Below are 14,026 nucleotides of genomic sequence, written 5' to 3' on the forward strand. Positions count from 1 at the left end.
ACGCCCCGAAGGAAGTCCCCATAGGGGACCTCGGACGTGTGTCAGTGTGCACCCAGTTTGGGGCATCTGGGAGCGCCCCGCCTGGATGTTTTTTTAAGGCGCTCAAGCCGCGAGTTCCAGCGCTTTCTCGAGCGCGTCCTTGCGCTTTTGCAAATTGGCGAGCATGTCGAAGTCGGGTGGGAAGTCGTCGACCTGCACGACTTGCGCGCCATACCGCGCGTAGTCTTCGAGCACGCGGCGATCGTCGGCATCGATCAGGCCTTTCTGCTGTGCCGCTTCGGTCCACGCGGCCAATTGCGGCAGGCTTTGAGGCATCGGTTCGAGCAGGCCTTGCTTGACCGCGTCGCGCAGTTTCTGGTCGATCTGCGTGAAGCGCGGGTTCAGCTCGAACACGAGCTCGCCATAGCCGAGTGCATCGACGTCCGGATGCGGCACGTACGAGTCGGAGACCAGGCGGTTGCGCGCCGCGCCCGGCGTTTGCATCAGCTCCGCGATCTCGGTGCCGAGGCGGTCGGACGGCTCGCGATACGGCAGGCCGAACGGAAACGCGAGCACGCGCACGAGACCCGCGGCGAGGCGGTTCGGGTAGTTCGCGAGCACCCCGTCGAGCGCGTACTGTGCCTTGTACAGCGAATCTTCTACACCCCAGCGTACCATCGGCAGGTCTTCTTCCTGACGGCCTTCGTCTTCGAAGCGCTTGAGCGTCGCGGAGATCAGATAGAGCTGGGAGAGCACATCGCCCAGACGGCCGGAAATGCGTTCACGCCGTTTCAGATCGCCGCCGAGCACGAACATGGAGACGTCGGCGAGCAGCGCGAATGCGGTCGAAATACGGGTCGCCGCGCGGTAATACGACAGCAGGGGGGCGTACGCCGTGCGTGGCTTGGCGATGAACGCGCCGCCCGTGATGCCATAAACGAAACTGCGCACGACGTTGGAGAGCGTGAAGCTGACGTGGCCGAAAAAGGCCGCATCGAAATCGCGCAGCGCCTTGGCGTGATCTGTTTCGCGCGTGGCCGCCATTTCCTTCAGCACATACGGATGACAGCGAATCGCACCCTGACCGAAGATGATCAGGCAACGCGTCAGAATGTTCGCGCCTTCCACGGTGATCGCAATCGGCACCTGCTGATAGGCGCGCGCGAGAAAGTTCGACGGTCCCATGCAGATGCCCTTGCCGGCGGCGACGTCCATGCCGTCGTTGATGACCATGCGGGCGCGTTCGGTGATGTGATACTTCGCGATCGCCGAAATCACCGACGGCTTTTCGCCGAGATCCACCGCATGCGCGGACAGGCGGCGCGCCGCGTCCATCACGTAGAGATTGCCGCCCATGCGGCCGAGCGCTTCCTGCACGCCTTCGAACTTGCCGATGGCGGTGCGGAACTGACGGCGAACCGCAGCATAAGCACCGGTGCCGCGCACAGCGATCTTCGCCATCCCCACATTCGACGACGGCAGCGAAATCGCGCGGCCCGCCGCGAGACATTCCATCAGCATGCGCCAGCCGTTACCGACCTGTGTGCGGCCGCCGATCACCCAGTCGAGCGGAATGAAGACATCTTTACCGGAGTTCGGACCGTTCTGGAACACCGCGTTCAGCGGCCAGTGACGGCGGCCGATGTTGACGCCCGGATGGTCGGTCGGAATCAGCGCGCAGGTGATGCCGGGCTCTTCGTCCGAGCCGAGCAGATGGTCGGGGTCTAGCGCGCGGAACGCGAGGCCGAGAACAGTCGCGATCGGTCCAAGCGTGATGTAGCGCTTGTCCCATGTGACGCGAAAACCCAGCGTCTCGCGGCCTTCAAACGTGCCCTTGCAGACGATGCCGACATCGGGAATCGCTGCCGCATCGGAACCGGCGTAGGGGCTCGTCAACGCGAAGCAGGGGATTTCGTCGCCGCGAGCGAGACGTGGCAGGTAGTGGTTTTTCTGCTCTTCCGTGCCATAGTGCATCAGCAACTCAGCCGGGCCGAGCGAGTTCGGCACCATCACCGAAACGGCGGCGGCCGAGCAGCGCGTGGAGAGCTTCATGATGACCTGCGAATGCGCGTAAGCGGAGAACTGCTTGCCGCCGTACTGCTTCGGAATGATCATGCCGAGAAAGCCGCGCTCCTTGATGTACTGCCAGGTTTTCGGTGACAGGTCCTGCCACACCATGGTGGTTTCCCAATCGTTCGCGAGATCGCACAGACGCTCGCATTCGACGTCGAGAAACGATTGTTCTTCGGCGGAGAGCGTGGCCGGGCCGTAGCCGAGCAGCGTGTCCCAATGCGGGCGCCCTGAGAACAGTTGGGCGTCCCACCAGACGGTGCCGGCTTCAATTGCGTCGCGCTCGGTCGGCGACATCTCCGGCAGGATCTTGCGGAAGATGTCGAGCACCGGCTTCGTGAGCCACGTACGGCGCAATGGTTTGATCGTGAGTACGAGGGCAGGGAGGACGAAGACAATCGCGAGTACCGTTGTCGCCACCGGACCCGCTGCTCCGCTGACATGCGCGGCCGCCACCCAGATGATCATGACGGCAAGCCACCATGAGGCACGCGCCTGAACGTAGACGAGTGCGAGAGCGGCAATGACGAGTACTAGGATGAACCACGGCATGACGTTTCCTCCTGTTTCGATAGTGCGTGCGAACGCATCCACGGGTCGCGGACGGCTCGCGTTCTGTTGATCTTCTGACTGGCGGTGTTGCTGTTACGCTGCGCGCTCGGGGCACTTTCAAGTCGCCTTTAGCCGCGTCCTGGTCGCTTCGGGTCACTCATAAGCGGCTTTCGAGTCGTGCCTGCTTCGCTTTTCGTGTCATGTCTGCAGTTCGACAGCGTGACGTCGCTTAGGTGCGGGACTTAGATGTGCTGCTCGGGTATGCGGTATTCATGATGTCTGCGCACGGACGGCCTATGGCAGCGCCGCCCGCGCCGTTTGATTCAGGCCGTGCCGTGCAACGCGGGCTGAAACGAACTTGCCTCGATGTTGCCACCGCGTCGTTCACCGTCTGAAACTGCCGGCCCCGACGATTCAAACCCGCCTGACGCCGACTGGGTACCCGCAGCCGGGTTTGCGTCATCCGCCTGGCCTTCCGGGCCGCCTTCAGTGGCGTCGCCCAGCACGGCGGCGAACGTGGCCAGTTGCGAGCCGTCAGGCAGGGGCGCTTTAAGCGCGGCCACCATCAGCGAGGCGAGACGCGCGATCAGTTGCAGGTCGTTCATCGACTTGCCCTGTGAGAACTCCGAAATCAGGCTGTCGGTATCGGTACCGGCCAGCACGCCGGACAGCGCGCCGATCGCGAAGTGCAGACGCCAGCCGAGCTCTTCACGCGGCAGATGCGGCAACGCACGCTGGAAGGCATCGAAAAAGCGTATCGCCACCGACTCGTAATGCGCATTCAGAAAGTCCCGGATGAACGCCGACGGATCCGTATAAGCGCGGCCCAGCAAGCGCAAAAACGCCTTGCCACCGACACGCGGATCGCGCGAGAGCCGCAGCGCGGGAATGAACATTGCGCCGAGCACGTGCTCGCAGGTCAGACGCGCGCCGAGCATCTGGTCGAAGCGGTCGAGCAGCTTGAGCCGCTCCTGGTTGAGCCGGTCGAGCCGGCGCGCCAGCATCGAATGAATCAGCGATTCCTTGCTGCCGAAGTGATAGTTGACCGCCGCGAGATTCACCTCGGCACGCGAAGTAATCTGACGCAGGGACATGGCCTCATAGCCGCATTCGATGAAGAGTGTTTCGGCGGCGTCGAGGATGCGGGACTTCGTGTCGCCGGCGTGCCGGCCTGTTGTGCGAACTGCCATTTTGCGTCTCCCAGTTGCCGGGCATCCGGCCCGCAAACAAGCGATTCAAATTATCATTTGAAACAGCCGTTTTTTTTCAGGATAAAGAAGGATAGGGACTGCGATCAAGGGCTCTGTGTGGACGAACTCCTCTAGAAGACCTGACGAAGGTCCGTCTTTCCAATGGGCGCGGGCGCGTCAAACCACGCGGAAATAAAAAAGGCCGTTCCGATCGAAATCGGAACGGCCTCGTATTGCTTGCTACCTGTTTGGCCTTGCGTTTGCTTTCTGCCGCCAGTTTTGTGCGCATTGCTGCTTCTGCTTCTGCTTCTGCTTCTGCTTCTGCTTCTGCTTCTGCTTCTGCTTCTGCTTCTGCTTCTGCTTTGCGCCTGCTTTGCCTGACTTTTGCTTTGTGGCGGTTCGAGCCGCCTTTGTATCTATTGTGCCCGATAACGCGGCGTCGAAATAGCTGTTTAGTTCGAACGCTTAAAGCTGTGCTGCAACCTGTTTCGCCGACTGCGTCATGTCGATGCCGCGGCGTTCGCGGCTGAACGGAATCAGCGCGGCAATGACCACCGCTACGATACCGATCACGACAGCCATGATCAGCGCGTAGTTGTTGCCATGCGCTTCGGCGGCGCTCGCCTGCAGCGGGCCGTTCACCGACGCGATCAGATTGCCGAGCTGATACACGAGGCCTGGGAACGTCGCGCGAATTTCATCGGGCGAGATTTCGTTCAGGTGCACCGGAATCACACCCCATGCGCCTTGCACGGAAATCTGCATCAGGAACGCGCCAACCGCGAGCAGCACGGGCGTGGACGAGAAAGCCCACAGCGGCAGCACCGGCAACGCGATCAATGCGGCGATGAAGATCGCGCGCTTGCGGCCGATCTTCTCCGAGATGAAACCGAAGAACAGGCCGCCGCAGATCGCGCCGATGTTCAGCGTGATCGTGATCAACGACACCGTATGCGCGTCGAACTGATGCTGCACGCGCAGGAAGGTCGGATACAGATCCTGCGAACCGTGCGAGAAGAAGTTGAACGCGGTCATCAGCACGATCGAGTAGAGCGACAGCCCGACGTTCTGTTTCAACGTGGCGATGAGACCCGGACGTGTTTTCTTCTCGAGCGTCTTGAAGGCGGGCGATTCCGGCACGTGCGCACGCACATACAGCACCAGCAGCGCTGGCAGCACGCCGACGAAGAACATGCCGCGCCAGCCGATGTATTGATAGAAGACGCCGAACACGACCGAGGCGAGCAGGTAACCGCTCGGGTAGCCGGCTTGCAGGAGACCTGAGACGATGCCGCGCGACTTCGGCGGCACGGTTTCCATCGTCAGTGCGCCGCCCACCCCCCATTCGCCGCCCATTGCGATGCCGAACAGGGCGCGCAGCACGAGCAGGGTGGTCAGGTTAGGCGAAAAGCCGGACAGCAATTCCAGCAGCGAGAAGCACGCGATGTTGACCATCAGCGTCGGACGGCGGCCGTATTTGTCGGCGAGCCAGCCGAAAATCAATGCGCCGACTGGACGCATTATCAGGGTCAGCATGATGCCGAAGGCAACCGTCGGGATTTTTGTATTGAATTCGGCCGCGATATCTTTCAATACGAACACCATTAGAAAGAAATCGAATGCGTCCAGGGTCCAGCCCAGATAGGCGGCGATCGTGACGTTTCTCTGTTCCCGTGTCCAGCTCATTGATTGTTCTCCTGAGTCTCCAATAACCCGTGTTTGACGACGGGCGGCTCTGCAGCCCCGTGCGCCCCGTGGTGCGGGCTTCGAGCGAGTGTACGCCGAGCGTTAAGCGCTTGCATGAATGAACCCGCGTTTATCCGTATTAATCCCTGGAGCGAATTTCATGCTGAATCTCGATGCATGGAAAATGTTTGGCAAATGTAATTATCGTATTAATCATGTTTGCTTCTTTGTTTGTTATTTGTAATGTTTATTTCGCTTCTGAGAACAGCGGTCCGGTTCTCCGGATTCGAGTGTCGGGTAGAGGTGGCACTCGCGGGATTCAGGTTGGCGGGAGCGGATGCCTGCAGGTATAACAGCGGCTCGCGGCATTCACGCCGCGCATACAAAGGGACTAACGAATGACGATTCCGCATCTATGCCTGCTCATCGTGGTTGTGCTGCCGTTTCCTTGGATCATGCTGGCGAAGGTCAGCAAGCGCTATGACAATGGCGCGCCGCGCACCTATCTCTCGGGCCTCGAAGGCTGGCGCGCGCGTGCTTACGCTGCGCATCAGAACGCGTGGGAAGCACTGGCGATGTTCACCGCTGCGGTCGTCGTCGCGGGGCAGGCGGGCGGATCGAGCCCGTGGATCAACTGGCTGGCGATTACCTTTGTTGTCACGCGCGTGTTGCACGGCGTTTTGTATGTGGCGAACCTGGCGTCGTTGCGTTCGCTGGTGTGGTTTGTCGGCGTCGCGTGCGTGGTGTCGATGTTTTTCGTCTCAGTGAACTGAGGTAAGGCGAAGCGTGGGGCGATGCTGGCGGATGCGCGCGTCGTTCGTCGGCTCCCACGATGCGGATGGGCTCGAGCGCGCTTGCGCTGCTGTTGAAGGGGACCGGCATGCGCTACTTATGTGAATAACGCATCAGTCGAGCAGAAAAATTAATTGGACTCATGTTGCGGCGCGGAATAAGATCGTTGTCATCTTATTAATGTCGCCGGTCCCGACGCGCCATGTCACTCAAATCACTCACTTCAGCGCCTGTGCGGCGCGCACAAAAGCCGCTGATGGCGTTTGCCACGGTCACGCTGCTCACGGGCATTGGCGCCGGTCTCGGCGGCATGTTGCTTGCCTTGCTGCTGCACACCATTCAGCACCTCGCATACGGCTACAGCGTGACGCACGTGATCAGCAGCGAGAGTTTTCTGCAAGGTGTCACCGGCGCCGAACCTGAGCGGCGCCTGCTTGTCCTGATGACGTGCGGATTGGTGGCGGGGCTCGGCTGGTGGTTGCTGTATCGCTTCGGGCGGCCGCTCGTCAGCATTCGTCAGGCCGTCAAGTCTAACGATCCGCGTATGCCTGTGCTGAGCACCATCGTGCATGCGTTACTGCAGATTGTGACGGTGGCACTGGGCTCGCCGCTCGGGCGCGAAGTCGCGCCTCGCGAGATCGGCTCGGTGCTGGCCGGCTGGCTCTCCCACCGCGCGGGCTTATCGGTCGAACAGAGCCGGATCATGGTTGCGTGCGGGGCCGGAGCGGGCCTTGCCGCTGTTTATAACGTGCCGCTTGGCGGCGCGGTGTTCGTGCTCGAGGTCTTGCTGGGCACATTCGGCTGGAAGGCGCTCGTGCCGGCGGTCGTCACGTCGGCGGTGGCGGCGCTGGTCGCGCAACTCGGTCTGGGCAATGAACATCAGTATCTGGTGCCGCCGTTAACCTTGAGTACATCGCTGGTGGTGTGGTCCGTGGTATGTGGGCCGATTTTCGGTGCTGCGGCGTGGGGCTTTACCGAACTGACCAAACGCGCGCGTGCTGAAGCGCCCAGGGATTGGCGCCTGCCTGTGTTGTCGGTGTTGAACTTCGCGATCATCGGCGTGCTGGCGATGCACTTTCCGCAGTTGCTCGGCAATGGCAAAGGGCCCGCGGGAATGGCGTTCGATGGCAGCTTGACGATGAGTCTCGCGGCTATGTTGCTGGTGCTGAAGGTGGTGATTACCGCGAGTAGTTTGCGTGCGGGCGCTGAAGGCGGTCTGTTGACGCCCGGGCTCGCGAATGGCGCCTTGCTGGCGATCGTGCTCGGCGGGGCCTGGAGCCTGTTCTGGCCAGGCGCTTCTCCAGGCGCTTTCGCCGTTGTCGGCGCGACGGCGTTTCTGGCTTCATCGATGCAGATGCCTATTACGGCTGTTGTTCTCGTCTTTGAATTTACCCGGGTAAGCCACGACTTTCTGATTCCGGTGTTGTTCGCCGTCGGCGGTGCCGCGTTGAGTTTTCAGGCGTGCGCGAAGTGGGCGCCGGCAATGCAATTTGGTTCTGGTTTCAATTGGGGTGGGGCGGGCAAAGCGCGATAGGTTTTTTGTCTTTGACGGTGTGGCATGACGTGCCGTATCGCCCAAGGCATGCAGATCCGAAGCGCCGCGAAGGCGAGCCGCTACCATCATGTGATCCTTGCCGAAGCGCAAGAACCTGATGGTTTCGTGGAGCGGCATGAGGCACTCAAGCACGTCCGGGTCGTGCGACCTTTATTGACCCGATGCCGGCCTCACCGAATCCAAAATCTGATCGAGGTCGTACGCGAGCAGAAACACACACCCGGTCATGCTGTGAAAACCGCGCTCGACCGTCCCCGTTTCCGCCACCCCGACGTTTCCACGCCCTAGCACTCGACCGTTCCAGGTCACTTCGCCCTCCAGGACATAGATGAACTCAGGGCCGGTGTGAAGGTGATCGGGAAACGCTGCTCCGGGTGCGAATCTCACGAGCTGGATTGCGCGGCCGTTCGCCTTGCCCAGGTTTTTCACTTCGACACCCTTTGCGAGCGTTGAAGGTATCCAGGGGACGTCGTTCGAATCGCTCCAGCGAAATTGTGGCGCCGTCGATGGATCGTGAGTCATGTCGTGTCGCCTTTCGGTCTGCGTATGTCCACATAAAACTTCGCTGGTGACGAACCCAGAAACTTGGGGTTGTTCGAACGTGGCCGCGGCGATCAAAGCCACTGCGCCTGGCAGGTATGAGACCGCGTCTGCGAGACCGCGGCAAACCGCGTCCATCGGCGGAGTTATGCGGAAGCGATGCTGGAAAACACCAGGCTCGCTGCTGACACCCGCCAGTATACTGGCCAACTGCCGGACGCCGTCACTGGAAGGTCAGAACGAATCAGCTCAGGCGCCGTTCGTCGGACTCAACAGGAGGAAGACAAAAATGAAGCGCTTCGTTTCCCACTATCTGGTTGCACTCGCAACGACCATGGCCTGTTCGTTCGCGGGGCCGGCGCATGCGGATGCCGCGCATCCAGTCGTCGCGTTGCTGCCGGGCGTCACCGATCCTTTCTACTTCACGATGCACCGCGGCGCCGAACGGGCTGCGAATGAAGAACACGTCCAGTTGTTATTCCAGGTGCCCAAGGCATGGAACACCACCGAGCAGGTGCCGATCCTCAAGGCGTTCATTGCCAAACATCCGGATGTACTGCTGGTTTCACCGGTCGACAAGCAGCAATTGATCGGACCACTGAAGGAAGCGGCAGACGCTGGCATCAAGGTCATCACGGTGGATACGTATATCGGCGATGGGCACTATCAGACCGGCAAGGGCGACGCGGATTTCCCACTGTCCTATATTGCTTCGGATAACCTGGAAGGCGGCCGCGTTGCGGCGCGCTCGCTCGCGAAGGCCATCGGCGACAAGGGTACGGTCTATTGCGAAAACAACAAGCCGGGCATCTCAAGTACCGATGCGCGCGCCGAGGGTTTCCAGGAAGAGATGAAGAAGCACCCAAACATCAAGGTGCTGCAAACGCAATATAACGAGGATGATGCGAACCGCGCTGCATCCCACGTCGCCGCGGTGCTAGCGCGCAACCCCGACCTTGCTGGCGTGTTTGGCGCCAACACTTTCTCCGGCAGTGGCGCTGCCCAAGGCGTCAAGGCGGCCGGCAAGCAGGGCGTGGTCAAGGTCGTGGTGTTCGACGCCGTGCCTGGCATCGACCAGCAGATCAAAAGCGGCCTCGTGGACATTGCGATTGCGCAGCGCCCGGATGAGATCGGCTATTACGGCGTGAAGTTCGCGGCAGACGTGATTCGCGGCAAGAAGATTCCGCCTTTCAAGAGCACGGGCTTCGTGGTGCTCGACAAGACGAACATCGACCAGCCGGACATGAAGCAGTACATCTATTCGAACTAGGCAAGCGCTGTCGAACGAGGACCTATCCCCGCGTGCGCCGATGCGCGCACGTGGATACCGCTGCCGATTTCCCGGACGACTTTATGGATAACTCACGGCTCGACCGGCTCGCACTGGTCAGCAAGGTGTGGCCCTGGATTTTCCTTTGTGCGCTACTGGTGTTTTTCGAAGTCTGGGCGCGGATCTCGGATCATCGCTCGTTCATCTTCAATGTCTACAATCTCCAGTCGATCGGGCTGGCGGCCAGCGCGCCGCTGCTGCTCGCGATCGGTCAGACGTTCGTGATCATCACCGCGGGCATCGACCTGTCGGTAGGATTTGTCATGGGACTGGCCGCCGTGTGTGTCGCGCAATTCACGATATTGGGCAGCGGCTCGCCGTGGATCCTGCTGTTTTCCATTCCACTGACCATCGCGGTATGCGCGATTCCGGGCCTCGTCAACGGCGTACTGATCGCGCGGCTCGGTGTACCCGCCTTCATCGGCACGCTCGGCATGTATGGTGTCGCACGAGGTGTGGGCTTTCTCGCGGCGGGAAGCGGCATGACGGTGGCAGTAGACAATGCCGGACTCGCGTGGCTCGGCCGCGGCTGGATTCCGGTGGCGCTGACCGCTGTTTTGCTGGTCATCATGCATTTCGTGCTGTCAAAGACGCGTTTTGGCCAGTACACCTATGCAATCGGCGGCAATCCACAATCGGCGATCCGCGCCGGCATCAATGTCAGGCGCCATCTGCTGGTGATCTATCTGATCGCCGCTGCGTTTGCCGCGATCGGCGGCATCGTCTATACGGCGCGCTTTGCTGCGGGTGCCGCCAACGCCGGGGAGCCGATGCTTCTCGATTCGATTGCAGCGGTCGTGATCGGCGGCGCGAGTCTGTTCGGCGGTACCGGCAATGTCATCGGCACGCTGATTGGCGCGTTGATCATCGCGGTGATCGAGTTCGGACTGGTATTTATCGACGTCAATGCGTTCTGGCAGTTCATCGTGGTCGGCATTGTCATCATCATGTCGGTGCTGATCGACCAGTACAAAGAACGTCTCGGAGGTGCCCAATGAGCACGCCGATCCTCGAGGCGCGCGACATCTCGATCCGCTTCGGCGGCGTGGAGGCGCTCCGGCGCGTTTCGCTGCGACTAATGGCGGGCGAAGTGCTGGCGCTCGCAGGCGACAATGGCGCGGGCAAGTCGACCCTCATCAAGATCATCTCCGGGGTCTACCGCGCGGACGCGGGCCACCTGCTGTTCAACGGCGCGTCCTTGCAGATGCGCGACCCGCAGGACGCTCGCGCCCAGGGGATCGAGACGATCTATCAGGATCTTGCGCTTGCCGACAACCTCGATGTCGGGAGCAACATCTTCCTCGGGCGCGAGCCGACGCGCCGCCAATTCGGGCTTCAGGTGATCGACCGGCCGCGCATGGCGCAGGTTGCACGCGAAGTGCTCGAGCGTCTCGACATCGTGATTCCCGAGCGTAAGCTCAGCGGTCCGGTGAAGATGCTCTCGGGTGGCCAGCGGCAGGCGATTGCGATCGGCCGAGCCATTTACTGGAATGCGCGCGTGCTGATCATGGACGAGCCCACCGCCGCGCTCGGCGTACCCGAACAACGCAAGGTGATGGAGTTGATCGCCGCGCTGAAAGCCCAGGGCGTCTCCGTGATTCTGATCTCGCATAACCTTCACGACATCTTCGCCATTGCCGATCGCATCGTTGTGCTGCGGCGCGGCGAGGTCGCTGGCGAACGGCTTGTAGCCGGGACTAACGGCGACGAGATTGTGCATCTGATGGTGGGGGACACGTACGCGAACGCGCGCAGATCGGACCACTGAGCGCCGTATCCGCCCCTTATTTATTGCTGATGCAACACCGTGACCAGGAGGGGGCTTAATCAAATTGCCCCAATTTATGGGTGGCGATCGGAAATTTCTCCGCCATCTTGGCGAGCCCGCCTACTCGCCAAGTAAAATTGACCATATATTGGTATCGCGTTACCCTGACGCTCCAATGCAGCCTGCTTCCCATTTCTTACGCATCACGCGAAGTGGTGTCCCAGGCGCGATCCGGATGCGCAGGAGTCAACCCGGCCATGAAACGCGAACTCATCGAAGATCTTGTCACCGCTGCCGCGGATTTTTCGCCCGACGCAATCTTCCTCGTGAATGAGCAGGGACGTATACGCCATGCCAGTCCTGCATGCGAGGATATATTTGGCTATGTGCCGGGCGATTTTGTCGATCAGTTCATCATCGATTTCGTGGTCCCAGCCGATCAGGACGCCACGCGCAAGGAAGCGAAGGAGGTCCTCGCCGGCCGCAAGCGGGTCGGCTTTGAGAACCGCTATCGTCATAAGAATGGAAGCGACGTCTACGTCACGTGGTCCGCACGCTGGATGGAGCACGAGCGCCTGCGCGTCGGTGTAGCCCGCGACGTGACAGAACTCCGTCGCCGGGAGTCCGCACCCTCAGCGTTGTTGTCTGTTCTTGCTCCGTACGAACGCAAGGTTGTCGAGCTGTTGCTCACCGAGGCGACCGAGAAACAGATCGCCGAGCGACTTGGCCTCGCCGCATCGACCACACATTCCTATATCACCGGGATTTTCCGCAAATACGGTGTGCGAGGACGAGCGGGCTTAATGAGCCTGTGGCTCAAGCATCTTTCCAATGGCACCGCCCAGCCTGGCGCCAGGTAGGCGCGGCTGTTCCCACGTGGGACGACCGCCCGCGCACGAGGGTACTCGCTAGCCTCGCGAGTAGGTATTGTGGAGTGGCTTTTCCCACGCTGAGCCCGCCGCTTTTGCACGCGTTTTCCGGGCTCTCGTCTTGTTCTCTCAGGTTTCCGGCTCTTTCGAATTATTGTGGCTTAACGGTCGCGCTTCCAAAACTGCCGACGACACAGTCAAGCCGGTATGCAGGGACTGATGCTACTCGAAACAGCGCGCCCAACCTATCCTGCTAATCAGAGGGGTGACGATCGGGTCGCACATGTGCTGACGTCGTCCTGCTTCGTCGCAGGAAGGCACGTTGGCGGACTCAACGCGACCTTGGCAGCCAAAGCGACGTTCGGGGTTGATGAGTCTTTCTGACGCGCGCGGGATCTCCTTGCCGGTTCGATCAGGTTCAAGGCGGGGCACGTCTGATACGCAAATTTGCGTACGCAATTTTGTTTCGTTTTCAATATTCTGGAAGAAATTTCAGTTTGCTGTATTGCGATAAAACACCATCAATAGATGGTCACAACCAAAATATTCGCAACCATGTTTCGCACGATTTTCTCTAAGATTTGATGGTATGCCGTCGACATGAGATGTCCGGCGACGAAGTCCACCGTCCTATCCATTCGGAGAACTTGCGTGAACCTTGATCGTTTTCCTCGTCACAAGCTGACCTTTGGTCCTACCGCGATCCATGCGCTGCCTCGCCTGAGCGAATCCCTCGGAGGCAAAGTTCACCTCTACGCCAAGCGGGAAGACTGCAATAGCGGTCTGGCGTTCGGCGGCAACAAGACGCGCAAGCTGGAATACATCATTCCCGATGCATTGGCACAGGGCGCCGACACACTGGTGTCGATTGGCGGCATTCAGTCGAACCAGACCCGGCAGGTAGCAGCCGTCGCTGCTCATCTTGGTCTGAAGTGCGTGCTGGTTCAGGAGAACTGGGTCAATTACTCGGACGCTGTCTATGACCGCGTGGGCAACATCCAGATGTCGCGCATGATGGGCGCGGACGTGCGACTGGTCAGCGACGGCTTCGACATCGGCATCCGCCCCAGCTGGGAACAGGCGATGCAAAGCGTTCGCGATGCCGGCGGGAAGCCTTATCCGATTCCCGCCGGATGTTCCGAACATCCGCTCGGCGGACTGGGGTTCGTCGGATTCGCGGAGGAAGTGCGGGCGCAGGAGGCCGAACTTGGCTTCAGGTTCGACTACATCGTCGTCTGTTCGGTGACGGGCAGCACGCAGGCCGGCATGGTGGTCGGCTTTGCGAGGGATGGCCGTGCTGACCGGGTGATCGGCATCGATGCGTCAGCAAAACCGGAACAGACGCGCAATCAGATTCTACGCATCGCGCGCCACACAGCCGAGCTCGTGGAGCTTGGCCGCCCAATTCGCGACGAGGACGTGGTATTGGATACGCGCTATGGCGGTCCTGAATATGGTCTTCCGTCGGAGGGTACGCTCGAGGCGATTCGACTCAGCGCGAAGCTGGAGGGCATGTTGACCGATCCCGTGTACGAGGGTAAATCGATGCAGGGCATGATCGATATGGTTCGGCGAGGAGAGTTTCCCGATGGCTCGCGCGTGCTGTATGCGCATCTCGGCGGGGTGCCCGCGTTGAATGCTTATAGCTTCCTGTTCAAGAACGGCTGAAGCCCTGCTTGTGCCCGATTGTCTTTC

At 60.5% G+C, this 14,026-nt stretch carries 11 protein-coding genes; 7 read left to right on the forward strand and 4 right to left on the reverse strand.

Annotated features, from left to right (window positions below; translation table 11 throughout):
* Nucleotides 1-102 precede the first annotated feature (102 nt).
* The 3 genes from PQR40_RS20100 to PQR40_RS20110 all read right to left on the reverse strand — a co-directional run bounded on the left by PQR40_RS20100 (nt 103) and on the right by PQR40_RS20110 (nt 5,477).
* Complete coding sequence (locus tag PQR40_RS20100; protein WP_408235310.1) at nt 103-2,601, reverse strand: acyl-CoA dehydrogenase; 2,499 nt, start codon at nt 2,599-2,601, stop codon at nt 103-105.
* Between the two features lie 323 nt (nt 2,602-2,924).
* On the reverse strand, nt 2,925-3,791 hold the full coding sequence (locus PQR40_RS20105) for a TetR/AcrR family transcriptional regulator (RefSeq protein ID WP_408235313.1): 867 nt from the start codon (nt 3,789-3,791) through the stop codon (nt 2,925-2,927).
* A 465-nt stretch (nt 3,792-4,256) separates the two neighbouring features.
* Nucleotides 4,257-5,477 (reverse strand): MFS transporter, encoded by a 1,221-nt coding sequence (locus tag PQR40_RS20110; RefSeq protein ID WP_408235316.1) that lies wholly within the window; start codon nt 5,475-5,477, stop codon nt 4,257-4,259.
* 398 nt (nt 5,478-5,875) lie between these two features.
* Between PQR40_RS20110 and PQR40_RS20115 the strand changes: the two genes are divergently transcribed.
* Together PQR40_RS20115 and PQR40_RS20120 are read left to right on the forward strand one after the other, a co-directional pair.
* Nucleotides 5,876-6,250, forward strand: a complete 375-nt coding sequence (locus PQR40_RS20115) for an MAPEG family protein (protein WP_408235319.1) — start codon at nt 5,876-5,878, stop codon at nt 6,248-6,250.
* Nucleotides 6,251-6,471: 221 nt separating this feature from the next.
* Nucleotides 6,472-7,803 carry a chloride channel protein gene (locus tag PQR40_RS20120; protein WP_408509728.1) on the forward strand — a complete coding sequence of 444 codons (1,332 nt, stop codon included), beginning with the start codon at nt 6,472-6,474 and terminating at the stop codon, nt 7,801-7,803.
* A 171-nt stretch (nt 7,804-7,974) separates the two neighbouring features.
* Here PQR40_RS20120 and PQR40_RS20125 read toward each other — a convergent pair whose 3' ends face one another.
* The gene (locus tag PQR40_RS20125) at nt 7,975-8,574 is read right to left on the reverse strand and encodes a cupin domain-containing protein (RefSeq protein WP_408509729.1); all 600 of its coding nucleotides are present in this window, start codon (nt 8,572-8,574) and stop codon (nt 7,975-7,977) included.
* Between the two features lie 79 nt (nt 8,575-8,653).
* Here PQR40_RS20125 and PQR40_RS20130 point away from each other — a divergent pair, with 79 nt between their 5' ends.
* The 5 genes from PQR40_RS20130 to PQR40_RS20150 all read left to right on the forward strand — a co-directional run bounded on the left by PQR40_RS20130 (nt 8,654) and on the right by PQR40_RS20150 (nt 13,999).
* Nucleotides 8,654-9,634: an ABC transporter substrate-binding protein gene (locus PQR40_RS20130; protein WP_408509730.1), complete on the forward strand. Its 981-nt coding sequence runs from the start codon at nt 8,654-8,656 to the stop codon at nt 9,632-9,634.
* 83 nt (nt 9,635-9,717) lie between these two features.
* Nucleotides 9,718-10,692 carry an ABC transporter permease subunit gene (locus PQR40_RS20135; RefSeq protein WP_408509731.1) on the forward strand — a complete coding sequence of 325 codons (975 nt, stop codon included), beginning with the start codon at nt 9,718-9,720 and terminating at the stop codon, nt 10,690-10,692.
* A complete protein-coding gene (locus PQR40_RS20140) occupies nt 10,689-11,462 on the forward strand; it encodes an ATP-binding cassette domain-containing protein (RefSeq protein ID WP_408235334.1) in 774 nt (257 codons plus the stop codon). Before PQR40_RS20135 ends, PQR40_RS20140 begins: the two co-directional genes overlap by 4 nt.
* A 257-nt stretch (nt 11,463-11,719) precedes the next feature.
* A complete protein-coding gene (locus tag PQR40_RS20145) occupies nt 11,720-12,322 on the forward strand; it encodes a helix-turn-helix transcriptional regulator (protein WP_408235337.1) in 603 nt (200 codons plus the stop codon).
* A gap of 660 nt (nt 12,323-12,982) precedes the next feature.
* Nucleotides 12,983-13,999, forward strand: coding sequence for a 1-aminocyclopropane-1-carboxylate deaminase (locus PQR40_RS20150; protein WP_408235340.1), 1,017 nt, complete (start codon nt 12,983-12,985; stop codon nt 13,997-13,999).
* Nucleotides 14,000-14,026 lie beyond the last annotated feature (27 nt).

Origin of the sequence: Paraburkholderia sediminicola (genome assembly GCF_046026855.1) — a bacterium.
Taxonomy (GTDB): Bacteria; Pseudomonadota; Gammaproteobacteria; order Burkholderiales; family Burkholderiaceae; genus Paraburkholderia; species Paraburkholderia sediminicola_A.